The organism is Geobacillus sp. DSP4a, from assembly GCF_013096875.1.
GTDB lineage: Bacteria > Bacillota > Bacilli > Bacillales > Anoxybacillaceae > Geobacillus > Geobacillus thermophilus.
In genome coordinates, this window is the sequence record NZ_SDLD01000192.1 from 1 (window position 1) to 459 (window position 459).

Annotated in this window: 2 protein-coding genes; both read left to right on the forward strand. The window is 40.5% G+C overall.

Features of this window, described 5'->3' with window-relative positions; translation table 11 throughout:
* Positions 1-185, forward strand: a 185-nt coding sequence (locus tag ETC02_RS17560; protein WP_216367878.1) for a hypothetical protein, incomplete at its 5' end; no start/stop codon positions are given.
* A 54-nt stretch (positions 186-239) separates the two neighbouring features.
* Positions 240-459: transposase family protein (locus ETC02_RS16940; protein ID WP_171698473.1), on the forward strand; the 220-nt coding region annotated here is incomplete at its 3' end.

A 459-nucleotide genomic window follows, 5' to 3' on the forward strand; every position in this document is an offset into this window, starting at 1 on the left:
TTTCCTCCAATGGTTTGGTTTGGTTTGGTCACCTTTACCATACAGGAAAATTCGCATTTTTTGTATCCTCTATTTTCCCTATGCATACCTATCTTAAAATCTCAAGTACAACTTGTGGTGAAGAGCCAAAAATAAGGTTCATCACCAAATTTTGTGATTTAGTGACAAAAAAGAGAAAGCACTGACGAGATCCTGGCAATAATGTTAGCGGTGAAATAAACATTAAGGAGGTCTCGTAAGTGCTTTCGATACCACTAGGATTGCCAGAATTGAAAGTGATTAAACAAGAACTTCATTCCTATGGTTATGCGATTCATGTAGAGAAAACAGAAACCCAGGAGCGCTGCCCTCATTGTGGATTTGCCACTTCCTCTGTCCACGACAAACGGACAAGAAAAGTACGGGATTTGGCGATTTTCCATCAGCCGGTGTACTTGTTCGTCAAGGTAAAGCGCTATC